Genomic DNA, 24,968 nt, shown 5'->3' with positions numbered 1-24,968 from the left:
AAATCTAAATTTAAAATACCTTTCGGCATGAATAATTCTTTATAGACTATCGAATATTTTTTATATTTGATGAGTTATAATTATTCTCTCTTTTATTACTCTATTATTTCATTATGATTCCGAAAAAATTTCTACTATTAACTTTCTATCCAAAGAATATTATTAATAATAAATTACTGATATATCCCTTATTTTGCATTTGTAGGAAGCAGCACTTGAGAAATAGATCTCAAGTGCTTATTAAGTTAGTTACTATCTCTCTTTCTTTCGGGAATAAAACTAGAAAGGAAAAATGCAACAACTAATGCTAGACTTAATTGTTCAGTAGTATCAATCTCTAAACCTTTATTCCATTGGTATATAAAAGATACCATTAATAAAAGGATTGCTATTCCACCGATATATCTTGCTACTTTTCGCATAGTTCCTGTTTTTTTTCTTTGAGTATCCATATTTATCCCTCTTTCTTATTAATTAAATTTTCTTTTCCTGAAAATAATAAAGTTATTGTTATTACATTCATAAATATATTCACTTAATTTGCTAGTAATTTGTGCTCAGGTTCTATATCTTTGAAGAACGAAGAGTAATAACCAGCTTTTAGCATTAACTCTTTATGAGTACCTGCTTCTATAATAGTCCCCTTATCCATTACAATTATTAAATCTGCATTCATTACTGTAGTAAGTCTATGTGCAATTACAACCCTTGTACATTTTATTTCATTGAGATAATCATCTACCTTCTTCTCATTTAGATGATCTAATGAACTTGTTGCTTCATCTAACACTAAAATTGATGGTTTATGGACTAAGGCTCTAGCAAGTGCAATACGTTGTCGCTGTCCTCCAGAGATATTGAATCCCATCTCAGATATGAACGTATTATACTGCATAGGCATCTTCATAATGTCATCGTGTATTTGTGCTACCTTAGCGGCTTCAACAACTTCTTCTATCGATATATCCTTATCGTAAATTGCAATATTTTCAAAAATGGTCTTATTAAAAAGTGTAACGTCCTGAGGAACTACACCAATTTGACGTCTCAATGATGATTTTTCGATATTATTTAAGTCGACACCATCGTAATATATTTTCCCCTCACTCGGATTATGCAATCCTAATAGTAGACGAGACATGGTACTTTTTCCAGCGCCGGATTCTCCAATAATTGCTACTTTTTGGCCCGGTTTAATTTCTAAATTAATATTTTCAACAGACATAGGGCTATATTTTGTATATTGATAACTTACATCTTCAAAACGTATACGGCCTTCGAGATTAGTTATCTCTTTCATATCTGTGTGCTTTTCTTCTATCGGTGCATCTAATACATCTTGTACCCTTCTTAAATACGTACTAGTTACAAAGAAAGAATTAAACATTTGAACAATCGACTGACTTAATCCAAAAAATTGATTGGAAATAGCGTGAAAAGCTACTAAATTTCCTAATGTTAACTGATTGTTTAATATTAAATAACCACCAAGCCAAAGAGTAAATAAGGGAGCTAAATTCCCGATAGAGCTACTTACTGATTGAATGTAATTATTAAGGTTTTCCTTCTTTCGATAAGCTTTTAATAATTTTTTAAAACTTTTTTTCCATCGAGTAAATATTTTATCCTCGATTCCAGCTGTTTTAACATTAAATATTCCATACAATGTTTCAGTTTGAATACTTTGCACTTCAGTATTAGCAATAATTTCTTCTTGGCTAACTTCTTTTACTTTTGAGCGTGTAGCAATTAATACAGCTGCGTTAATTGCTGTGAACGCTAAAACAGATAAAGTCAAAAGTGGCGATTTAATTATCATGAAAACGAATATTACAATTAGTAATCCAACGTCTAATATACCCTTAATAAGATTTGAACCAATCATATCTCGAATCATTCTTAGACTATTTACCCTGAATAGAAGATCTCCAAATTTTCTTAAGAGGAAAAAATGATAAGGTAAATGAAGTAAATGATTAATAAATTTACTCATCATTTGTTTATCTAAAAAGTTTTCCAATACGATTAAAACCTTACCTCTAACTATATTGAATAGAAATTGGAATCCCACCACAAATACTATTGATATTAGAAATATATTTAATAAATTAAAATTTTGAGGTGAAATGACACTATCTATTAAATATTGGATCAGAAGAGGTATACCTAAAGTGAATAACTGTAAAACAAAGGATAATAAAACTAAATTTATTATCAGGGATGGTCTTTCTTTTAGAATGTTAATATATGGTAACCATAAGCTTTTCCGTTTCTTTTTAACAAACCTTTCACCCGGTACACATGTCATAACATATTTTGAAAAATCCCTTTCGAATTCTTCCTTTTTCACTTTCGTTCTTCCTACAGCTGGATCAACAATTGTTGCTCCATGTTCAGATACTTCCTCTAGTACTACATAATGTTTTTCTTTCCAATAAATAATGCAGGGGAGTGGGAGTTTATATAATTCATCATATTCTTGAATTTTAAAACAATTTGCTTCATATCCTAACCCCTCAGCTAGATGCTTTAAATGAAATAGTGACGTTCCATCTCTTCCATTCCCAATCCTTTCATACATGTCATGAAAAGATACGGTACTATTATGATATTCGGTAATCATCGCCATACAACAAAAACCACATTCAGTCTGTTGAGCTTGTTCTATAAATGGTACCTTCTTCTTAAACATCAACTAGGCTCCTTTCTATATATTTTATTGTACTTAAAATATAAACGTTCCCTGATGTTAATAACAATTAGTAAAAAAGTATCAAAAAAAAAGCAAATTATCGTTTATTTTTTCATTATTTATTTACTACTACAGAATAGGTTAATGGCTAAAACCCTTCTAGATGTGGATTTGAGTAATAGAAGTACTATCATAAGTTCAACGTTATATATCCAATCATTATTTTGAAAATTATCTTCACAGAGATATTAATATAATACGTATTAACTTATTTAACTGAAATTGTAGTTGCTTATAACGAAAAGCTGCTTATATACAAATCTCATAGTAAATAGCTTTTTCGGTATAAGCTTCGTTACATGTCCTAAAACAGTGTTAAGGGAAGTATTAATAAACATAGTAAGCAACTTAAAGTAGTTTTGTAATAAGATGAGTTAAACATAGAAGAAGTAACACTAGATCCGAAACAAAAAAAGGTAGCTATGTTTGCTGCCCTTTACAGATTTCGTGATAAGGGAAAGCACTTGCAAAACTTTAGTCCGCCTTTAGGCATGGGATGAAAGTATCGTTTTTTCGTAGAAAAGCACTTGTTATTTTGGGGTATAATTCAACTATAGACCCGAACAAGGCGCTAAAACATTCGAACACTCAACTAGCTGTACGATATGGTCATAGTACCGTAGCTTACGATTCTATATGGTCTGCCGTGAGAGTGATGGCACTCTTGCACGTCAGCGCTATCAGAAGTGAACGCCCCTTTTGGTAGTAAAAATCTTACTGGCGTTAGCCAGCTTGCCTTTTTAAAGGTGAGGGTGTCAATTCTTCTGTATATATTTGAAAGGATTGGCCTTTTTTCACCATGAAAAAATCTCCAGGTAAACAGCAAAAAAAGAGTCCATCATATCAGATGGACTCTTTTTTTGCTGTTTACCTAAATGGGATACTATCAGGCCTCTCTAAGGGTCATTTCTCTTTCTATACTGTCTTTCTCAATGATTTTACATAACGTACTGTAATTAAAATCATACCAATGGTAAATGCAACTATTGATACCAATAATATACCAATAGATAATACCCCTTGATCAACTAATTCTATAGACTTGAATGGCAAAGACCATATATATCCAAATCCCCACTTTACTTCTGAAAAAAGAAATAAACCAATTAAAGATAGGATTATATTAACAAATGTAAAAGTGATAGATGTTTTAATAACTAAGAATAATAAGAGTTGCACTGTTATAAGTGGAAATGTCGCAACTACAGAAAGTAAAAATACTTTAATCATGAATAATAAAGGAAATGGATCTGTAAAATCAAAATACATTCCAAATAAATATAAGCTTATTAAAACTATTAAGTGTAGTGCAGAAAATAATAATACACTAGATACAACTTTAGATAAAACAATTTTAAAATTAGTATTTGGAGATAGATGCATTATTTTCCAATTGGTTTTACTTTCAAACTGACACAAGAAGGCTGTTACCATCCCTGAAATAACAGGGAGAAAAAAACCAACATAGAAGAAAGATGCCAACACCCATACGCCCATCCAATCATTCTCCAAACCATGATTATACTTTCCTACTACATATTTAGTATACATAATCATTGAATATATAATCGGAAAAAGTGCTAAGATGAATAATGTAATTTGTTGCGGGTGTTTTCTTATTTTTATCCAATCAGAATAAAGTAAATTTATCATTTGAGATCTCCTTTGTTAGTTTTTATTATTCATTTTAATAAATAAGATGTATCCAATTCCTAAAATAAAGATGGTAATAGGAATTCCTGCTAGCATGTACCATTTATCGTATGACCATAATGTATTAAAAACATCTAGATTATTCACATAATTGATTGGAAAATATAAGATTTGATATGAAATAGGAAACCACCAAAGCTTAGTTGAACTTAATATATCGCCGAAAAGATACGAAGCTAGAGCTAGTGCAACGACCACTGATTGATTCGATAAATTAATGGATATAATGAACGCCAGAGCACAAAATGGAATGCTAATAAGAAATGGATATAACGTAAAGACAAACACATGCTGCATTGAAACCGCATCCAAAGAAATACCTAAACCTGGAAGTAATAACACTGTACAAATCATATGTATTACGGTTGTAATAATAAGAGCAACCATAACAACAAGAAATTTATTTACATACACACTAAATTTCTGTACTGGATACGTAAATGTTCTTTTCCACGTAGAATTTTTATATTCGACATTGTTTACACTAGCTATAATAAACACAATAAAAAAGTTTAAGATGTATTTTAAAATTTGCAAATTTATACCGAATATAGTTTCTAATTTAATAGTATGAGAATTACTATAGTAATTTAATCCAGCAAATTCACCTAATGCAAGTATAATAGGTCCTAAGATAACCAAAAACCAAAAATGACTTTTTCTATATTTTATATACTCAGTGGCTAATACATTTCTCATACACTTACAGCACCTTGTTCAACAATATCTAAATATGCTTCCTCTAAATTCTGCTTTTTAGTTTGGAAAGATTGAATAAAAATCTGATTCGTTACTAATAGTTGTTGAATATCATTCAGTGATTTTTCATTGCAATATTCAATACTAAAGATATTGTTATTTACATTGAATGTATAATTGGATTGTTTAAGTAATTTATCAGTAAGAGCTATATTATTAACACTAACTTCAACAATATTTAATGATTGTTTATTTTGTAGGGAAGATAATAAACCTTGGTACTTTATTTCTCCATGATGAATAATCCCGATATGATCAGCCATTTGTTCCACTTCACTTAAAATATGACTTGAAAGGATTATAGTAGAATTAAACATTTTTGGAGCTTTTTTTATTAATTCTTTCACTTCATAAACTCCCTGTGGATCTAAGCCATTAGTAGGCTCATCTAATATTAATAATTCAGGGTTATTTATGAAAGCAGCAGCTAATCCTAAACGTTGTTTCATACCAAGAGAATATTTTTTAAAAGCACGATTTCGATCTTCATACAGTTTAAATAAATTCAAAAGTTCTTTTATATGTTCTTTATCATGAACATTTTTCATTTTAGAAGCAATTAATAAGTTTTCGTATCCAGATAAATGCTCATAAAAGGTTGGAGCTTCAATTAATGAACCTGTTTTAGATAAGATTTCTATTCTATTCTTTTCTATATCCATTCCCAATACTTCTACAGTTCCCTCATCAGCTTCTATTAATCCTAAAATGATTTTAAAAAATGTAGATTTACCAGCTCCATTCGGGCCTAATAATCCAAATATTTCACCCTTTTTTATAGATAAATCAATTCCTTTTAGAACATGTTTCTCCTTATATTTTTTATGCAAGCCTTTAATGTTTAGAATTTGATTATTCACGAAATCAACCACCTAACGTTAAAATTTTCATTCAATTGAATTTTATCCTTATTTTTCCTGGATATCAATTGTTTCTTATGCTTTGCAAAAAGGATGGCAAAGCACAACAAAAAATTGATATTATTTTTACTGAATATTCAATCTTTATAACAAAAAATTTATCGTTTTCCAACAGATGGATCCTTCCTCAAAAATGCGAAGGTGTGAAACACCAGTTTTAGGTGCGAGATGAATTTTAGTAGGCGTAAGCCTACGTTTTTCAGTATACTGTAGTTATCCGATGCTTCATCACACTCTTTAATCAAATTTTATTTAATAACACACTCACTATCATTGTATTCTAAAATAATAGTAAGTGTATTTTAAAAATATCATTGAAATACGTTTCTTAAAAATTATATTATTTAATGCTAATTATACTTTTATAACTATTTACCAATCCATATCCATACTGATCATCTTTACCATCTGCCCCTAAATCGGTAGCACCATCTTTTAAATAATTGATAGTTAAATCTGCTGATGGTTTTGTAGAATGAAGCTCATAATATCTTGAAATAATAGCTCCTAATGTCCCCGATACTGCAGGTACAGATAGACTAGTCCCTAGGTTAAGTGTATAGCCTTTAGGTGTATTTAATTGAGCATCCAACATAGTAGGTTCTAAATACGTTGGATAGGTAGTACCAATTAAATAGGATGGATCAAATTTGAATTGATTATTGATAATCGTTCCATAAGAACCACTTGGCGCACTAAAATCTACTTCCTGACCAAAGTTAGAGTAATTTACAATTTCATCGTTTTTGTCTGTTCCTGATACCGTTAATACATTACTTAATCCACCAGGTACATGAATTTTATATAATACACCGTTCTTTTCATCTACTTTTTCAAATGGTTTACCCAAATTAATTCCTTCATTTCCTGCTGAAGCAACTACAATAGAATTTTTTTCTTTTGCATATTGAATGGCTCTTTCATATGCTTTTATAATTGCGTTCTCGTCTTCTAAATTTGTAGCTTTATATGTTCCTAAACTTAAATTTATTACATCTGCTCCGTTATTTGCTGCATCAATAATAGCCTGTATAGTCCAGACTGACTCACCATCTTTTTTTCCAATAACTTTATACGGGATAATAGTTATATTAGGAACAATTCCTTTTAATTTATCATGAGCTGCAATAATTCCTGCAACTTGAGTACCATGGCCATTTTGATCCAACAGCTCAGGCTCGCTAGGAACATAAGATTTCCCCTCTGAATACTTAATGCTATCTTTAAGTTCAGGGTGGTTGTAATCTACACCACTATCAACTAGAGCGATGTTTACATTTTTTTGTCCTAAAGTTATCTTATGAGATTGGTAATTATCAGTTACCTTGGCAATTTGCCAAGGTGGCGAAGCATTCGGAACAGGTTCATTAATAGTAATAGAATTCAATGTTCGTTTCGAAGACAAACTATAATTCAACTTATTATTAGCAAACCGCTCATTTGGATTTGAAATCTTTGGATCTTGTAAAGTTAATTTAGCACTATTAGCAACATCTTCTATAGATGTTTTAAATTTAGTACGTATTTTACTATCTAAATTGGATTGAATATTACTATTAGTTTCTTTGTATGAAATCATTTGGATTTCTGGAGTATACTTAATTTCAATTGCATTGTTTTCTTTCAAAAAGTGTATAATATTTTCTTTGTTATTAGGTTGAATTTCGTTATCCAAAAGGATAAATTTATAGTTATTCTTTTTTTCTATTTCTTCTGCCTTTACCGGTTGTGTAACTAAACTTAACGAGAATACGGAAAGTATAGTCATAAGGATTTTTAACTTTTTCATGTAGTCGTCTCCTTTTATATTTTAACCTCTTCTAACCTTAAAATAGAAGGAATTGAATTATAGTCATATTGTTGTAAGAGACCTACTCCAATCCCACTAAGACCTGTCATTAAACCAAATGATTCAGTTCCCGTACTAACCCCGTTTTTCCAATTATGCGTTTTAGAGGATTCTAAAAGTTGAATACCAATAGAATGTGCTCGTTCGTAAGCCGTTTTATCTTGTAATACTTTTGCTGCATATAAAAGAATATCTAAGTTTCCAAAATCTCCATGACATAGTGAACGATTATGACCAAATGATTTATCAATAGTTGTATCTAAAGCGGCATATATATTTTGATCAATTATACTGTTTTCATAATTACTTTCTTTTAACATTAATCTACTTAATAAAATTCCTGGAGCACCATGACACCAAGCAACAGAATGGTTTTCTTTAGAAGGAAGCTTCCAATTTTTGTGCTTTGAATCATAGAAGCTATTTTCATAGGATAAAACTCTATCTGCTAGTTCTAAAATATTAGTATTGTTTATATATTGATTAGCTGCTACTAAAGCAGTAATAATACCCGCAGTTCCATGAGAATATCCAATCCATGAAATATCATCTCTTTGTTTCCAAGAGACATATCCCTCTTTTTCAGGATGATAATATGCAGTGTTTATTAAGTATTCACTTGCTTGTGTAAGAAGTTTTAAATATTCTTTATTACTACTATTTTTATAAAGGGATATTAGAACTCCGACAACCCCTGCAGTTCCGTCTATAATATCAAACACTTTATCTTGAGATAATCTACCAACAACCGTTCTCATAGAATCAAGTATTAGTTGTTCATATTGTTTAGTCTGTGATAATTGATTAATATGATTTAAAGCATAAATGGATCCAGTAACACCACTAAAAGTCCCAATATTAAACATTCTTTGCTCAGATAATGTTTGAAGTGAATTAATTACAGGATTAATAGACTTCTCAGCTGTTATTTTATAATCTTGTTTTCCAGTCAAATGATATAAATAACTAAAGAATAAGGAAATACCGCTTAAACCATTATATAAATCTAAATCTACAGGATAGATATCCCACTTATATTCATTCGAAGCAGATATTACTGTACTAATCCAGCAAAGATCAGATTGATTATCTCCCTCTATGGCATTAGCAATTAAATAATCTCCTATGTGGCTTGCTTCAGTTAAGAACTCCTTAGATTTATTCGCATGAATATTGACTTTAAGATATGGATCAATAGTCTGTTCATTTGCACCAAATGTAGCTGAATGTGCTAAAAAGCTCATTCGCATAATTCGAATTTGTTGTGAGCAATCTACACTATTAAGGTCATTAATCTTGCTTACTACAGCTTCTAAAGGAGATGATTCAAAAAAGTTTTGAACACAAATTTGTTCTCTATGATATAAATGATTGCTACTCACTGTTGTATAAAAATATGGAATATCATCATTGAGTAGATCAGTTTTTTCGGATTTAATGACTTCTTTGGGTTTGTTCTCTGGGTCCAATGCCAGAGTGTGGAAATAAATATCTCGGGTATATCCTTTTTGTAAAAAATCAGGATGTTTACTTTTTCTTAGTAACTCACCATATACGGCAGTAGGTCGTAGAATCATTCTTACTATCGTATTTTTAAATTTATCTGAAACATAATTACTATATTGTTGTTTATTACTTAAAATCCATTCATAAATATATTTAAAACCATCTATCATAACGTCTACATGATCTTTATATGAAACTTTTTCACCTTTAAAAATCGGTTTATTTTTTTCAAATTCATTTACCTTAACAAATGTATATTTTGCATCTATATGCATAACATCAGTGTTCTTTGACTCTATTGAAGGCACTTTTAATGGATATAATTGATCGTTTTTATCACTAAGACCACTTAAATCAAGACCTTTATAGTTAGGGTTATCGCTATTGAAGGCAAGAAATGGAATAATCCCAGTGGATCGAACAGATCTATTAATTAAATTTAGAGCTTTATTATGAGCAGAACCATCTTTTTCCTCTAATATTTTTGCATGATGGAATAAGGATTCCAGATCGATTGGAACCGGATACTCTCCCATCGCTATAATATTCTCATAGTGAAAATCCACAGCATTTAAACTATATAGAACTCCTAAAAGACTTCCCATTTTAAAATAAAATGATTTAAGTTGTTCTTCCGTTTGACATTCTATATTCTCAATATATTCAACCCAACCATAAGAATGTTTATCAATGATTTTTGGTGAATACAGTTGAGCTTTATCATTAACTTGATTATTTATCCAAGCAGTTAAATCATTGAATGCTGCTTCGACACCAATTGATCGAGGCTTATAAATAAGTTTCATGTTAGGAAGGAATTCAAGTAATGAAACTGTTTTGCCATCATTATGTTCATCGCCAAGTCCCAATGTAACTGTAATTAGTTTATTTGTCTGAATATCAATATTAAAGTTCTCTTGGATTTGTGCCTTATCTTGTTCAAGATTATAGTAAAGTGTAGTAATATTATTTGACCAATAGATTAATGTAGTTAACATCGTTCTATATAATGCAGAATATGTATCCTTAAAATAAACTAAAAATTCATTTGTACTAATGTAAGAACAAAAATGAGTATAACGTTCTTCTGGAGTTTCTCCTTTTAAGTTTCCAAGAACGCGTTGAATGTTCAGTTCTAATATTAATGTTTTGTGGGATAATTCATACAATCTTTTATACATATATTCTAATGGCGCCAATAATTGCGATTCTTCGAAGAACGAATATGTATTCAATGATTGATGAACTTTAGAAAATGAGTAACACATAAATTTTTTGAAAAATCCATAAAAAGTTAATTTCGATAATTTCTCTTCTATTGTCGGGGAGTATTCATATGTTTGAAAACTATCAAACTCTGAGAAGGTTAATGATAATAATGCATCTATTTCCTGTACATTGTATTCGTCCTGATCTAATTTAGATAGGTTTGCTAATGGAATACCTGAAATATCTTTTAAGATTTTTTTAAATTTATTTTCATCGTTTCCAAATGTTCTCTTCCAATAATGTATGTAATCTGTAGAATCTGGGACTATATTATCATTAATTTTTATTTCATCAATAAATGCACTATGTTTTACCGGCATGTTACTGCTCCTTTCATTAATTAGAGAAGCAGACTACCTGCCTCTCTAATAAAGTTGTTCAACATAAATAATTAGTTACATGAAGACATACATTCTTTAGTTAACGTACAGTATCCACCTTTATTACCTAACCAGCTGCTTAAACCTTCAGGTGTTACATCACCTTCACCAGCACCAAATAGAGCTTTAATTTCGTTAGAATCAACTTCGCCTGCAGGATGATTTGGAGCATCCTCATTTTTAGAACGTAATACTGGGTTTTTCCAAGCTTCTACTACTTTTTTTGATGACATTTTCAACACTCCTATTAATTTATATTTTTTATACAGATAATTAGTTACATGAAGACATACATTCTTTAGTTAACGTACAGTATCCACCTTTATTACCTAACCAGCTACTTAAACCTTCAGGTGTTACATCACCTTCACCAGCACCAAATAGAGCTTTAATTTCGTTAGAATCAACTTCGCCTGCAGGATGATTTGGAGCATCCTCATTTTTAGAACGTAATACTGGGTTTTTCCAAGCTTCTACTACTTTTTTTGATGACATTTTCAACACTCCTATTAATTTATATTTTTTGTACAGATAATTAGTTACATGAAGACATACATTCTTTAGTTAACGTACAGTATCCGCCTTTATTACCTAACCAGCTGCTTAAGCCTTCAGGTGTTACATCACCTTCACCAGCACCAAATAGAGCTTTAATTTCGTTAGAATCAACTTCGCCTGCAGGATGATTTGGAGCATCCTCATTTTTAGAGCGTAATACTGGGTTTTTCCAAGCTTCTACTACTTTTTTTGATGACATTTTCAACACTCCTATTAATTTATTATTTTTTTACAGATAATTAGTTACAAGAAGACATACATTCTTTAGTTAACGTACAGTATCCACCTTTATTACCTAACCAGCTACTTAAACCTTCAGGTGTTACATCACCTTCACCAGCACCAAATAGAGCTTTAATTTCGTTAGAATCAACTTCGCCTGCAGGATGATTTGGAGCATCCTCATTTTTAGAGCGTAATACCGGGTTTTTCCAAGCTTCTACTACTTTTTTTGATGACATTTTCAACACTCCTATTAATTTATATTTTTTTATACAGATAATTAGTTACAAGGAAAATATACTTCCAGTTAAATTACGTTAATTATCGATATAGAAGTTAGCATTTGCTTGTACATTTTGTAGTTGGGCAAATTCCAATACTTACTGCCACAATTGTTGGTGTAGCTGGCGTTGTTTCTGGATTCACATCTCCCGCACCCGCTACTTTTTTCAAATCATTTTCATCGATTGAACCAATCAATTCTTTTGTGTCAAACTCTTGATCACGTAATTTATTTAATTTTTCATTTTTTGACATATTTAACATCCTCTCTTTTTTTAGTTATTGATTAGCATTTGCTTGTACATCTATTAGTTGGACAAATTCCAATACTTACTGCGATAATTGTTGGTGTAGCTGGCGTTGTTTCTGGATTCACATCTCCCGCACCCGCTACTTTTTTCAAATCATTTTCATCAATTGAACCAATCAATTCTTTTGTGTCAAACTCTTGATCACGTAATTTATTTAATTTTTCATTTTTTGACATATTTAACATCCTCTCTTTTTTTAGTTATTGATTAGCATTTGCTTGTACATCTATTAGTTGGACAAATTCCAATACTTACTGCGATAATTGTTGGTGTAGCTGGCGTTGTTTCTGGATTCACATCTCCCGCACCCGCTACTTTTTTCAAATCATTTTCATCGATTGAACCAATCAATTCTTTTGTGTCAAACTCTTGATCACGTAATTTATTTAATTTTTCATTTTTTGACATATTTAACATCCTCTCTTTTTTTAGTTATTGATTAGCATTTGCTTGTACATCTATTAGTTGGACAAATTCCAATACTTACTGCGATAATTGTTGGTGTAGCTGGCGTTGTTTCTGGATTCACATCTCCCGCACCCGCTACTTTTTTCAAATCATTTTCATCGATTGAACCAATCAATTCTTTTGTGTCAAACTCTTGATCACGTAATTTATTTAATTTTTCATTTTTTGACATATTTAACATCCTCTCTTTTTTTAGTTATTGATTAGCATTTGCTTGTACATCTATTAGTTGGACAAATTCCAATACTTACTGCGATAATTGTTGGTGTAGCTGGCGTTGTTTCTGGATTCACATCTCCCGCACCCGCTACTTTTTTCAAATCATTTTCATCGATTGAACCAATCAATTCTTTTGTGTCAAACTCTTGATCACGTAATTTATTTAATTTTTCATTTTTTGACATATTTAACATCCTCTCTTTTTTTAGTTATTGATTAGCATTTGCTTGTACATCTATTAGTTGGACAAATTCCAATACTTACTGCGATAATTGTTGGTGTAGCTGGCGTTGTTTCTGGATTCACATCTCCCGCACCCGCTACTTTTTTCAAATCATTTTCATCGATTGAACCAATCAATTCTTTTGTGTCAAACTCTTGATCACGTAATTTATTTAATTTTTCATTTTTTGACATATTTAACATCCTCTCTTTTTTTAGTTATTGATTAGCATTTGCTTGTACATCTATTAGTTGGACAAATTCCAATACTTACTGCGATAATTGTTGGTGTAGCTGGCGTTGTTTCTGGATTCACATCTCCCGCACCCGCTACTTTTTTCAAATCATTTTCATCGATTGAACCAATCAATTCTTTTGTGTCAAACTCTTGATCACGTAATTTATTTAATTTTTCATTTTTTGACATATTTAACATCCTCTCTTTTTTTAGTTATTGATTAGCATTTGCTTGTACATCTATTAGTTGGACAAATTCCAATACTTACTGCGATAATTGTTGGTGTAGCTGGCGTTGTTTCTGGATTCACATCTCCCGCACCCGCTACTTTTTTCAAATCATTTTCATCAATTGAACCAATCAATTCTTTTGTGTCAAACTCTTGATCACGTAATTTATTTAATTTTTCATTTTTTGACATATTTAACATCCTCTCTTTTTTATACTCTCAATGTACAAGGTATTGTCGGGCAAAGTCGGTTGGTAAAACCCGGATTTATAACTGGTGTTGTTTCTGGATTTACATCTCCCGCACCCGCTACTTTTTTCAAATCATTTTCATCTACTGATCCAATTAATTTTTTTGTATCAAACTCTTGATTGCGTAATTTATTTAGTTTTTCATTTTTTGACATACTTAACTTCCTCTTTTTAATTTATTATTAACAACGGCTTGTACATCTTGGTGTTGGGCACAATGCAGTGAAATTTTGGGTTGTAACTGTATGCGTCGTTGGTGTTGTTTCTGGATTCACATCTCCTGCACCCGCTACTTTCTTTAGTTCATTTTCATCGACTAAGCCAATCAATTCTTTTGTATCAAACTCTTGATTACGCAATTTAGCCAACTTTTCATTTTTTGACATAGCAACCATCCTTTTTGAATATTCAGAAAACAAATGTTGGAGTACTTCAAATTTCATTACCAAAGATTGATGACGGGTTTAGATGTTATAGAAGGTAGTTTATGCTGCCTTCTATCTCCAGCATCACCAATCTTTTTTATTCCTTTAATGTAAAGCTGTCTGTTTAATCCATTGTAAGGTTATTAAAGGTATCATTATTTTCTTGAAATCAAATGATAGCTGAATTTGTTCTTCTAACTCTCCATGTATGTGCAACTGCTTTTGTAAAGCTAACATACACTCTGTAGTTTGATCCTGTAACTTTTGATACATAAATTCTTTTGAATGTTGAATGCTTTCACTTTGATTGATCAGATACCCAATGGCTATAGGTCCTTTTTTTTCATCTATTCCTGCTTTAATTTCTTGAATATTGATGTCTTTTAAATGAACAAAATAATCATTATAAAAGTCTATTGCATAAGCACCTGGGGTAGATATACCAGTTACAATATTCGGTCGGAAAACAAATAGAATAGGTGCCACAGCTGTAAATGTTTGATTGTGAAATGCTTCGTATAGAATTTGTGCTAAAGTATTAATATGAATAAATGGGTGAGCTAGACTAATCGATTCTTTTTGTGATGCTTGTTTATTCAATGGGTGTTTGTAAACATGATATGGCAATACGTCTTGTTCATTTGAAGAGTTTTTTAAACGTTGATTATTTTTCCTACCAAGATCCAAATGATAATTTATATTGTTTATCATATCTATAGAATTTTTTGTCTTTAGCATCAGATTAACTACCTCCTTGCTGTTTGACTTTCTGTACCTAAAATATACGTGTTAATTTATGTTAATAACAATTAGTAAAATTCGGTTAAAAATATTTTAAATTATTGTTTATTTTTTCTTCTTTTTTTACTTAAAGAGTATAGAATAACCAGTAATACAGTGATCCGTCTCATATTTACTATTTCTTAGAGAAAAGGACACGCCTTTTTATCGTGCAGCAAAAATGGGATTTCTGAAAGAAATGCTTTTTGAAAGTAGTAAAGCCCCATAAAATCACCCTAAAATAATTGAACCACTCACCACTTAACTTCCTTACGGACTGTTTAAAGTGGGAGATTCCTAAGTACAGAGTTCTATCGAACTCTAATAGATTAGGCTATCCCCTTAGTTCCTATGGTTAAGAGACGAATTGCTTCGTTTCTAAGATTTAGTCTTGCATCCCTATCTCTATCATAATGTGTTCCACAAGAAGGGCAGTCCCACTCACGAATTGTTAGATTTTTAACGTCTTTGTTTTTGTATCCACAATTTGAACATAACTGACTAGAAGCAAATGTTTTAGATACCACAACAACTTGCTTGCCGTACCATTTGGTTTTATATTCTAACATCGTTCGAAATTAAGGGATACGCTGTGCTTTCGCTAACTTTTCTTCTAATGTACGGAAGAATTTAGGGTTGTTGTATGTTGTTCCATCCGAAAGAATGGCAAAATCTTTTAGTCCAACATCAATTCCACAAGTAGATTCCGTTTTAGGCATTTCTTGTACTTTTGTTTCGAAAAAGATAGATACAAAATATTTCCCACTTGGGGTGCGGCGAATCGTTGCATGCAAGATACGTCCTTTTACTTCACGACTTTTTGCAAAGCGAATAAGGCCAAGTTTAGGTAATTTCATTTTGATGTCTACAACAACAATATTTCTGTTCGTTTGCTTGGTGATTGTGTAGGGTTGAATTTTATTCTTTTTTTACATAAAATAAATTAATTTTTTCCTTACAAGTAAAAATTCGGTATATGTCTAGAATAAAATGAAAACAGGTGAACCCTGATGTTCACCTGTTTTATTATATATGTATTTTTTAATCGTATTTTAGAAGCACACTTTATTATCTTGGAGGAGGGATAACATCATTATAGAAGATTGGAATATCGTCAGCATTAGATTGAGAGATTAAATATTGTGGAGTAGTATCTGCATTGCCAAGTAAAGAAAAACCAGAAAATACAGTAGCCATAACAATAATTGAAAAGAATTTTTTGATACTCATCATTGAACCTCCATTAATAGTTGTTTTGTTAATTTAAATATTAGTGGTAGTTCAATGTTAAAAAAAAGAAGTAAAAAATTTGAATTTATATGCTAACTTTTTTAAGAGAAAAAATAACAAATTTAACCAAACCAAGTTAAACTTGTTACTTTTATAGACAATCAGTGTAGTTAAATTGATATTTCTTACGATTAGTCAATCCTTATTTTTAGATTTTTAATCAATTAAATATCGCAAAGCCTATATCATATATGTTAAATTTAATGCAAACTAAATACCCCTAATATGTATTCGTTTTTTTACTAGGGGGAATAAATATAGTATGATGAATGAGACTATGATTTCAGGCGGTTAACCGATAATCATAGTGTATGTTATGTGTAATAAGGTAGAAGAGGAGCTTCAATAACTTATTTACACATGCGATTGACGCAACTTTATGACATTTGTTATAAGGTTGCGTTTTTAATTTATCATAATACTCAACAATGTGGTTCTGTCCGTAACGACGTAGCTTTATCATGTTCTGGATAATGAGAAAAAGAAGCTTACGCAGATGCTTATTTCCACGTTTATTGATCTTATCTTTGAAAAAAGTTTTTCCTGATTGAAAACGGCGTATATCAATACCTGCAAATGCATTAAGTTGTTTGTTATTTTCGAAGCGAGTAATATCCCCGATTTCAGCTAACAAACGTATAGCCGTATTGGGACCTATTCCCGGAAAACTAAGAATAATTGGATATTCTGTGCGACTTTCAGCTAATCGTACCATCTTCGTGATACACTGTTCTTTTTGATAAAGGAGCTCCTGATAGCGTTTCGCGTACGATTTGAGTTGTTCACATAAAACGTCATCCTGACGTACGGCTGGATAAGAATACCTGGCAGCCTCAAGTACTTCCATAGCTTTCTTTTCTGCTATGCTGATTGAGATGTTTTTATTGGTATTCTTGCGAATCTGATTCTTCATGACCGTTTTGGAAAGATTTTGAACAAAATCTGGGTGAGGGAATAATTGAACAAAGTTTAAAAATAAATCTGACTTAGTTGTGAAAATCTGTTCCAATTCCGGAAATGTCAACTGAATGACTTTATGCATCCGGCTACGAATCAAAGATAATTCGTCATCCAGTTCACTATAAAACCTTGAGAGTGATTTTAATTGATAAAATAAGTTATCTGTGCCTGTCTTTTCCCTCCGGGAAGCCGTGAAATGTGTGAGAGCTAATTGATGCGCGTCGCTTCTATCGGTTTTATGAATCCGTAAGGAATCGCATTGTAATTTCGCTTCTAAAGGATTCAACAGAAAGTATTCAAACTTGTTATCTTGCATAAAACGCTCTAGTTGTCTCGAATAGACACCAGTTGCTTCGAACACAATATGAGGTGATTTTTTATTTTCATTCATAAGTTGATCTATTCGTTTTCGTAGTTCTTCAAAATCGGGCTTAGAATGATTGATTTCACTTTCAAAAATACATTGTTTTTGAGCATTATAAATAACCATATAACTCTTTCCCATACTAACATCAAACGCAATTACATGTTGCATATTTTGCCTCCTTATGTAGAATTGAAGTCCTCATCTTACTCTTATCGATTCCCATTTCTTATACACGATCTCAAGGATCCACATACTAAACTGATTCAAATAAGGTAAGTGAAGAAGATCTGTTTTGGGTACGGATTTAAAATCCCAATATCAAAGCGACCTATTCTTCACTTCTACTATAAAAAAATAGTAGTGTAAACCAATGCCTTGGTTTACACTACTAATCTTAGTATGTTTTGGGTATCAGTTATGAAATCTTAGAATGAAAGTTAGTTTGAAAAAGATAAAAACAGGTGAATAATAAAATTCACCTGTTTTGTTATATATGTATTTTTTAATCGTATTTTAGGAGAACACTTTATTATCTTGGAGGAGGGATAACATCATTATAGAAGATTGGAATATCGTCAGCATTAGATTGAGAGATTAAATATTGTGGAGTAGTATCTGCATTGCCAAGTAAAGAAAAACCAGAAAATACAGTAGCCATAACAATAATTGAAAAGAATTTTTTGATACTCATCATTGAACCTCCATTAATAGTTGTTTTGTTAATTTAAATATTAGTGGTAGTTCAATGTTAAAAAAAAGAAGTAAAAAATTTGAATTTATATGCTAACTTTTTTAAGAGAAAAAATAACAAATTTAACCAAACCAAGTTAAACTTGTTACTTTTATAGACAATCAGTGTAGTTAAATTGATATTTGGGGTATCAGCTATGAAATCTTAGAATGAAAGTTAGTTTGAAAAAGATAAAAACAGGTGAATAATAAAATTCACCTGTTTTGTTATATATGTATTTTTTAATCGTATTTTAGGAGAACACTTTATTATCTTGGAGGAGGGATAACATCATTATAGAAGATTGGAATATCGTCAGCATTAGATTGAGAGATTAAATATTGTGGAGTAGTATCTGCATTGCCAAGTAAAGAAAAACCAGAAAATACAGTAGCCATAACAATAATTGAAAAGAATTTTTTGATACTCATCATTGAACCTCCATTAATAGTTGTTTTGTTAATTTAAATATTAATGGTGGTTCAATGTTAAAAAAAAGAAGTAAAAAATTTGAATTTATATACTAACTTTTTTAAGAGAGAAAATAACAAATTTAACTAAATCAAGTTAAACTTGTTACTTTTATAGATAATCAGTGTAGTTAAATTGATATTTTGGATACCAGTTATGAAATCTTATTCAAATAGAAACACTGTCAGCTAGAAATTTATATTAACAGCAAAATGATATCTGCATTACAGTTTGAATATTTGTAATTTGATAGAAATGATGATAGAGTATGAGCTGTTTATATAACTGATTTTCAAGTTTAATTTAGAGAGTTTTCAACTGATATTTTCAAATACTTTGCTGACATTTTATAAGCACGATTATCATAAAAATGGTTTCCTAGTTCGGTAGCAAGTTCACGGACTAAAGTATATTGTTTTTTTTCTAAACCCATTTCAATAGCTTTTTGCATCTCTTTCTCATATCCATAATAATCACCACGTAATTTGAATATGGTCGCTTTGAAGCCATATAGCTGAACATGTGCGTAAGGAACATCTTGAACTGCTAAGATTTTAAATGCATCATCCATAAGTCTATTAACATTTTCCCAGTCTTTAAATTCTATGTGAATTTCTATTAAGCTACGTAATGTATAAACTTTGTCTGTTTCGTTATGAAGAAACTCACTAAGTTGTAAGCTTTTTTCATAATATTTTATAGCATTGGTATAGTCTTTTAAACCTTGATATATTTTCGCATAATTATATGAAATTATAGGGAAATACATAGAATTACTAGTAGAGTTCACTCCAAGTTCCGCCTGTTTCAAAGTTTCAAGTGCTTTATCATGTAGCTTATCTAAATGATATTGTAGGGCAAGAATTATTAGAGTATCTATTACTCGATCTTCCATATTTAATTTTTTATACAATTCGTAAGCTTTTGTCGAATACAAACGACTAATACTCTGATCTTGATAAAGACGTTGTTTTATTATACTTAGGTTATAATATACATCAGCGTGTTGTACACTTTCTTCTACACCAAGTAAACTCTCTATTTGAACATAAATTTCTTGGGCTGTAATATTATCTTGTTTGTAATAGTAATAATGACCACGGGCCATTAAGTAGTATATGAAATCATCACTATTTTTGGTTTCGACTCGATTAGGAATTAATTGTGAAGCCTGTTCTACAATAGTTTCTATATATTTCAAGTTATTATTTCGAGCATGATAGTATATTAAAGTACCGTAAGCTTTAAGTAGTAAGGGAATTGAGTTTGTTTCACGAACATAAAGCTCTAATAATGATAGATCTTTTTCAGATATAATTTTTTCTTTTTTATACTTTTCACATATTTGAAGAAGTTTAGGTTCTACATCCTCATGATCTGCATCTACAAGAAATTTATAACCAACATCTAGCTTTTCAGCAACCTTTTCTAAAAAAGAAGTTGAAGGTTTAATTTGGCCATTTTCAATTCTACTTAAATAAGTTATAGAACATATCCCGGATACTAATTCTCCTTGCGTAAATTCTTTATGTATACGTATTTGTCGGATTCTTTCACCAACATTCATTTTCCTTCTCCTTTCTCTGAATGAATATTTTTGGGCAATATTATATATGTATTACCTATCATAATATGTGCTTTGTCTGATATCTAAACAGAGAAGTAACATTGTATATTTCCTCATACATATCAATCCAACTGTGAAGGGAAAATTGAATACAACGCAACTGTACTTAATTACTTTAATTATTAATATTTATTTGGATGCATATGGAATTTGTATGCCCGATTTATTACTATTAGTTGTCTCCTCCTTTTCGCTTACATTACTATATTATACCAATTTACTGATGATTACGCCTAGCAAAATTCATCCTTTATACCTTCAACTTTTTGAGATAAAAGTTTTCTATCTAAAAACGTTAAATAATTCAAGGGTCTTATATGTTGCAGAAACTATCTCAAATCACGAAACATGTAAAACAATACAGAAAAAACTATGAGAAATTTACAATTTTTTTAATTAAATTTTACTAATTGTTATTAACATAAATTAACACGTATATTTTAGGTATAGAAATTCAATCAGTTAGAAGATAGTTACTCTAATGTAAAAAAGTTCTATAAAAATGATAAACAATGTCATGTTTACAAACAGTCGAATATCTCAACAAGCTATCAATCTAGTTAGTCTATTTATTCTTATTAATACATTTTCGTAAATTTCAATGGATATTTTTTATCTTGAAAACATATTATATAAATATATTAAAGGAGAATGCTGTATGACGTTACAACACGGTACATATTTATTAGAAAGAGAAAATACAAAAAATACATTTGATGAAGAACGTTATCAAAAATGGGTAAGTAAGACAGGGCTAAATGAATCGACTATTGATACTCTAATTCAGGAAAATAGTATGGAGTTAGAGCATTTCAAAACTGTATTATCAAACAAAGAGCATCCAGAGTTAACAACTTCTTTAGAATGGATCGCTATTGTCAACAAATTAATAAATGATGATACATATTACAATAAAGATATTGAATACTTAGATGAATTTAAAAACATTTTGTTTTATACATTTTATGTACCATTTTTCAACTATAGTTTGGAAGTAATATCAAATAAATTAAAGGGCATACATGAAGAAAAAATGTCCTATATTACTATAGAAACCCTTAAGAAAAATATTTTATCAACTGTAGCTGATAGAATTAGCGGAATTGGATTAAAAGTATTAATAACAGAAATTAATATGGCGAGAACTGGTGATTTACTAAGTGGCGAGAATGAAAAGGAAAGATATGATAGTTTTATGAATGACTTTCTTCAGGATAAAGAATATATCCAGAGCTTATTTAATTCCTATCCTGTAATGGTCAGACTAATGGTAGAAACTGTACATAGTACTGTGGATGCAATGTTTGAGATAGTCTATCATTATACAGAAGATCGAGATCAACTAATTGAACTTTTTGGTGAGGATTTCAACACTTTAACATCAATTGATTTGGGAGCAGGTGACACTCACCAAAATGGAAGAACTGTAGCTATGCTAAACTTTACTAATAAAGGCAAATTAGTATATAAACCTCGTTCGTTAAAAACAGATGAATTATTTAATGAATTATTAACTTGGATTAATAAAAAAGGATTTAAAAAACCACTGAAAAACTTAACAGTATTAAGCAGAGATGAATATGGATATCAAGAGTTTATTACAGGAAGTGAGTGTAATACATTGCAAGAAGTTGAAAACTTCTATTATAGACAAGGTGGATATATAGCTTTATTTTATATACTAAATTCTACAGATTTCCACCATGAAAATATTATTGCTGATGGTGAGTATCCTATATTTATAGACTTAGAAACATTATTTAGTAATACAATTGAATTTAATAATAAGCTAACAGATAATAAAAGTGCTTTTATGAAATTATCATTAGATATTAAGGACTCTGTTTTTCAATCGTTAATGCTGCCTGCAAAATTCAGTGATGATCCTCTTATTAATTATGATTTAAGTGGTTTAGGAGTAAGTGGAGAATTAGAAGTGGAGCCTTCAGCAGTAAATGCCCTAGATAACATCTATAGTGATCAAATTAAAATGGTTAAACAAACAGTTAAGTTACAAGAATTCAATAATACCCCACGTATTAAACAAAAGAAAACAAGTGCTAGTGAACACGTTCAAGAAATTATTAATGGGTTCACAGATATGTATAAATTAATATTAAATAATAAAAAAGAATTCACATTAGAAAACGGTCCTTTATACTCATTTCAAGAGACTTTTGCAAGACAAGTTTTTAGAGCAACTGAGGCTTATTCAAGATTTGTATCGGCAAGTATTCATCCTGAGTACTTGAAAAATGGAGTTGATAGAGAAAGCTTATTTTATTATCTATGGCATGGTATTAACCTTCAACCGAAATTTAGTCGAATTGCAAAATATGAAGTACAAGACCTTTTAAGAACTGATATACCTTATTTCACTTTCAAAGTTGGTTCAACAAGCTTATTTAGTGCAGATAAAATTGAAATCAAAGATTTTTTTGATAAAACTTCGATAGATATAATAAAAGAGAAGCTAAATAAATTAAGTAACGCAGATCATGATCGACAAGTAGAATTTATAAAGCTTTCACTTAGTGCAATTGCTACGAACGAGCAACAAGAATATACTCCGTACGGCTTTAAAGAGGTAGAAAAAAGTCTTTTAGACACAAAAAATTATCACAACAATCAATTTCTGAATGAAGCGAAAAAAATAGGCGATGAAATAGTAGATCGTGCCATTGTAGGCGATGACTTCAAAGATGCTTTGTGGTTTGGGCTTAACTTAGATAATAATGAGCAATTTAAATTGTCCCCTATAAGCATTGATTTATATAATGGTAGCTTAGGAATAGTACTATTCCTTGGAATACTCGCAAAAGAAACTAATGATGAAAAATATAAGAAATATGCTGTTGCTGGATTAAATTATATTGAAGAAAAGGTAACACATACAAACTTACATTCAACTTCAGCATTTTCAGGATATAGCTCTATTTCATATGCATACGCTTATTTAGGGAAGATTTGGAACGATCAAAAACTCATTGATAAATCTAGAGAATATATCACTAAAATAGATTCGCTGTTAATTGAAAATGAGACTATATATGATTTTGTAGGTGGATTAAGTAGTTCCCTTCTTGTGTTAGTCCGACTATATGAAAAGTTCAATTTTACTGAATTAAAACCTATTTGTGATTTAATAGCTCAAAAATTATTAAATCAGGCTTCTGATCAAATAAAAACTAATACCTTACTCACTGGATTAGCACATGGTGCTTCTGGATATGCTTGGCCATTACTAGAATATGCTTATAAAATGGATCAAAATCACTTACTAAATGATATATTGACAATATTAGACTATGAAAATAGTAAAGTAAATGTTAATCAAGATAATTGGTTAGATTTAAGGGGAAGTGAAAACCCTGATGCACCAGCGTTTTGGTGTCATGGGGCCAGTGGAATAGGAACAAGTAGATTAATGATGTCCCAACTTATTGAAGATGCTACTATTAATGATGATTTGCAAAAATGTATTGATATACTCATGACTAAAGGCTTTGGTATTAGTCATACCTTATGCCATGGTGACTTTGGGAATATTGATTTTCTTTTGACTTATGCTCAAATAACAAAAAATAATGAGTATACGAAAATTTCAAGAGAAATCGGAAAATATGTATTAAAACAAAAAGAAGAGAATGGGAAATGGAATTTCGATCAAAACGGTGATGTAAATATCTTTGGATTTATGATCGGAACTTCGGGTATAGGCTTTGAATTGTTACGTTTAAATAACCCTGATATTCCTTCCGTATTAAGTTTAGATTTACCATAAAGTGAATTGATGTAAGAAGCATTATTGAAAAAGCATTCATGATGAATGCTTTTTCTTATTATCTGCAATTTTTAATATAAATCAAAAAGTATAAATAAAAATAACAAATTTGGTTCTATAAATATTTTTCATATAAAGTATATTTTAAGAGAAGAAATTTTGAAAAATTTTGTAGTTAAATATATTTATAGGCATTCAATCTAATTTTATATGTTTGTATGTTTTATATAATAATTGTTTTATATGTTTTATTTGTTTATATGTTTTAGGAGCGTGAAATATGTTGATATATAAGGAATTATAGCACCTAACTATAACAAAAATGGTTATAAAGATAACAAATTTGGTTTCAACTATAACAAAAGTGGTTATAAAGATAACAAATT

At 30.3% G+C, this 24,968-nt stretch carries 28 protein-coding genes and 1 pseudogene; 1 reads left to right on the top strand and 28 read right to left on the bottom strand.

Annotated features, from left to right (window positions below; genetic code table 11):
- Positions 1–245: 245 nt before the first annotated feature.
- From NSQ40_RS28915 to NSQ40_RS28780, 28 genes and pseudogenes are all read right to left on the bottom strand, one after another.
- The gene (locus NSQ40_RS28915) at positions 246–452 is read right to left on the bottom strand and encodes a hypothetical protein (RefSeq protein ID WP_003210326.1); all 207 of its coding nucleotides are present in this window, start codon (positions 450–452) and stop codon (positions 246–248) included.
- A gap of 83 nt (positions 453–535) precedes the next feature.
- On the bottom strand, positions 536–2,692 hold the full coding sequence (locus NSQ40_RS28910) for a peptidase domain-containing ABC transporter (protein ID WP_003204228.1): 2,157 nt from the start codon (positions 2,690–2,692) through the stop codon (positions 536–538).
- A gap of 975 nt (positions 2,693–3,667) precedes the next feature.
- Positions 3,668–4,405 (bottom strand): ABC transporter permease, encoded by a 738-nt coding sequence (locus tag NSQ40_RS28905; RefSeq protein WP_003204226.1) that lies wholly within the window; start codon positions 4,403–4,405, stop codon positions 3,668–3,670.
- A 15-nt stretch (positions 4,406–4,420) separates the two neighbouring features.
- Positions 4,421–5,164: an ABC transporter permease gene (locus NSQ40_RS28900; RefSeq protein ID WP_033796889.1), complete on the bottom strand. Its 744-nt coding sequence runs from the start codon at positions 5,162–5,164 to the stop codon at positions 4,421–4,423.
- Positions 5,161–6,084 carry an ABC transporter ATP-binding protein gene (locus NSQ40_RS28895; RefSeq protein ID WP_255291672.1) on the bottom strand — a complete coding sequence of 308 codons (924 nt, stop codon included), beginning with the start codon at positions 6,082–6,084 and terminating at the stop codon, positions 5,161–5,163. Before NSQ40_RS28895 ends, NSQ40_RS28900 begins: the two co-directional genes overlap by 4 nt.
- 400 nt (positions 6,085–6,484) lie before the next feature.
- Complete coding sequence (locus NSQ40_RS28890) at positions 6,485–7,933, bottom strand: S8 family serine peptidase (protein WP_003210322.1); 1,449 nt, start codon at positions 7,931–7,933, stop codon at positions 6,485–6,487.
- A 14-nt stretch (positions 7,934–7,947) separates the two neighbouring features.
- A complete protein-coding gene (locus NSQ40_RS28885) occupies positions 7,948–11,088 on the bottom strand; it encodes a type 2 lanthipeptide synthetase LanM family protein (protein ID WP_003204219.1) in 3,141 nt (1,046 codons plus the stop codon).
- 71 nt (positions 11,089–11,159) lie between these two features.
- Entirely contained in the window at positions 11,160–11,381 is a 222-nt protein-coding gene (locus tag NSQ40_RS28880) for a plantaricin C family lantibiotic (RefSeq protein WP_097787302.1), read from the bottom strand.
- 40 nt (positions 11,382–11,421) lie between these two features.
- Positions 11,422–11,643: a plantaricin C family lantibiotic gene (locus NSQ40_RS28875; RefSeq protein ID WP_097787302.1), complete on the bottom strand. Its 222-nt coding sequence runs from the start codon at positions 11,641–11,643 to the stop codon at positions 11,422–11,424.
- Positions 11,644–11,683: 40 nt separating this feature from the next.
- Positions 11,684–11,905, bottom strand: coding sequence for a plantaricin C family lantibiotic (locus NSQ40_RS28870; protein WP_097787302.1), 222 nt, complete (start codon positions 11,903–11,905; stop codon positions 11,684–11,686).
- Between the two features lie 40 nt (positions 11,906–11,945).
- Complete coding sequence (locus NSQ40_RS28865; protein ID WP_097787302.1) at positions 11,946–12,167, bottom strand: plantaricin C family lantibiotic; 222 nt, start codon at positions 12,165–12,167, stop codon at positions 11,946–11,948.
- A 97-nt stretch (positions 12,168–12,264) separates the two neighbouring features.
- On the bottom strand, positions 12,265–12,465 hold the full coding sequence (locus tag NSQ40_RS28860; RefSeq protein WP_098217339.1) for a class II lanthipeptide, LchA2/BrtA2 family: 201 nt from the start codon (positions 12,463–12,465) through the stop codon (positions 12,265–12,267).
- 31 nt (positions 12,466–12,496) lie between these two features.
- Positions 12,497–12,697 (bottom strand): class II lanthipeptide, LchA2/BrtA2 family, encoded by a 201-nt coding sequence (locus NSQ40_RS28855; RefSeq protein ID WP_097795816.1) that lies wholly within the window; start codon positions 12,695–12,697, stop codon positions 12,497–12,499.
- Positions 12,698–12,728: 31 nt separating this feature from the next.
- Positions 12,729–12,929 (bottom strand): class II lanthipeptide, LchA2/BrtA2 family, encoded by a 201-nt coding sequence (locus NSQ40_RS28850; RefSeq protein ID WP_097795816.1) that lies wholly within the window; start codon positions 12,927–12,929, stop codon positions 12,729–12,731.
- Between the two features lie 31 nt (positions 12,930–12,960).
- Positions 12,961–13,161, bottom strand: coding sequence for a class II lanthipeptide, LchA2/BrtA2 family (locus NSQ40_RS28845; protein WP_097795816.1), 201 nt, complete (start codon positions 13,159–13,161; stop codon positions 12,961–12,963).
- Between the two features lie 31 nt (positions 13,162–13,192).
- Positions 13,193–13,393 (bottom strand): class II lanthipeptide, LchA2/BrtA2 family, encoded by a 201-nt coding sequence (locus NSQ40_RS28840; protein WP_097795816.1) that lies wholly within the window; start codon positions 13,391–13,393, stop codon positions 13,193–13,195.
- A 31-nt stretch (positions 13,394–13,424) separates the two neighbouring features.
- Entirely contained in the window at positions 13,425–13,625 is a 201-nt protein-coding gene (locus NSQ40_RS28835) for a class II lanthipeptide, LchA2/BrtA2 family (protein WP_097795816.1), read from the bottom strand.
- Positions 13,626–13,656: 31 nt separating this feature from the next.
- A complete protein-coding gene (locus NSQ40_RS28830; RefSeq protein ID WP_097795816.1) occupies positions 13,657–13,857 on the bottom strand; it encodes a class II lanthipeptide, LchA2/BrtA2 family in 201 nt (66 codons plus the stop codon).
- A 31-nt stretch (positions 13,858–13,888) separates the two neighbouring features.
- Entirely contained in the window at positions 13,889–14,089 is a 201-nt protein-coding gene (locus NSQ40_RS28825) for a class II lanthipeptide, LchA2/BrtA2 family (RefSeq protein WP_097795816.1), read from the bottom strand.
- A gap of 19 nt (positions 14,090–14,108) precedes the next feature.
- On the bottom strand, positions 14,109–14,303 hold the full coding sequence (locus NSQ40_RS28820; RefSeq protein WP_003205287.1) for a class II lanthipeptide, LchA2/BrtA2 family: 195 nt from the start codon (positions 14,301–14,303) through the stop codon (positions 14,109–14,111).
- Positions 14,304–14,330: 27 nt separating this feature from the next.
- Complete coding sequence (locus NSQ40_RS28815) at positions 14,331–14,534, bottom strand: class II lanthipeptide, LchA2/BrtA2 family (RefSeq protein ID WP_033796821.1); 204 nt, start codon at positions 14,532–14,534, stop codon at positions 14,331–14,333.
- Between the two features lie 144 nt (positions 14,535–14,678).
- Entirely contained in the window at positions 14,679–15,311 is a 633-nt protein-coding gene (locus NSQ40_RS28810) for a hypothetical protein (RefSeq protein WP_033796822.1), read from the bottom strand.
- Between the two features lie 371 nt (positions 15,312–15,682).
- Positions 15,683–16,282: pseudogene (locus NSQ40_RS28805) on the bottom strand (zinc ribbon domain-containing protein); the annotation flags it as partial.
- 139 nt (positions 16,283–16,421) lie between these two features.
- Positions 16,422–16,583, bottom strand: a complete 162-nt coding sequence (locus NSQ40_RS28800; RefSeq protein ID WP_162617287.1) for a hypothetical protein — start codon at positions 16,581–16,583, stop codon at positions 16,422–16,424.
- A 343-nt stretch (positions 16,584–16,926) separates the two neighbouring features.
- On the bottom strand, positions 16,927–18,138 hold the full coding sequence (locus NSQ40_RS28795) for an IS110 family transposase (RefSeq protein ID WP_003203522.1): 1,212 nt from the start codon (positions 18,136–18,138) through the stop codon (positions 16,927–16,929).
- Between the two features lie 361 nt (positions 18,139–18,499).
- Positions 18,500–18,661, bottom strand: coding sequence for a hypothetical protein (locus tag NSQ40_RS28790; protein ID WP_162617287.1), 162 nt, complete (start codon positions 18,659–18,661; stop codon positions 18,500–18,502).
- Between the two features lie 308 nt (positions 18,662–18,969).
- A complete protein-coding gene (locus NSQ40_RS28785) occupies positions 18,970–19,131 on the bottom strand; it encodes a hypothetical protein (protein ID WP_162617287.1) in 162 nt (53 codons plus the stop codon).
- Positions 19,132–19,469: 338 nt separating this feature from the next.
- Positions 19,470–20,738, bottom strand: a complete 1,269-nt coding sequence (locus tag NSQ40_RS28780) for a helix-turn-helix domain-containing protein (protein ID WP_003205028.1) — start codon at positions 20,736–20,738, stop codon at positions 19,470–19,472.
- A gap of 718 nt (positions 20,739–21,456) precedes the next feature.
- Here NSQ40_RS28780 and NSQ40_RS28775 point away from each other — a divergent pair.
- The gene (locus NSQ40_RS28775) at positions 21,457–24,582 is read left to right on the top strand and encodes a type 2 lanthipeptide synthetase LanM family protein (protein ID WP_258248722.1); all 3,126 of its coding nucleotides are present in this window, start codon (positions 21,457–21,459) and stop codon (positions 24,580–24,582) included.
- Positions 24,583–24,968 lie beyond the last annotated feature (386 nt).

The organism is Bacillus sp. FSL K6-6038, from assembly GCF_038050455.1.
Lineage (GTDB): Bacteria > Bacillota > Bacilli > Bacillales > Bacillaceae_G > Bacillus_A > Bacillus_A pseudomycoides.
This window is presented reverse-complemented; position numbering and strand designations above follow the sequence as displayed.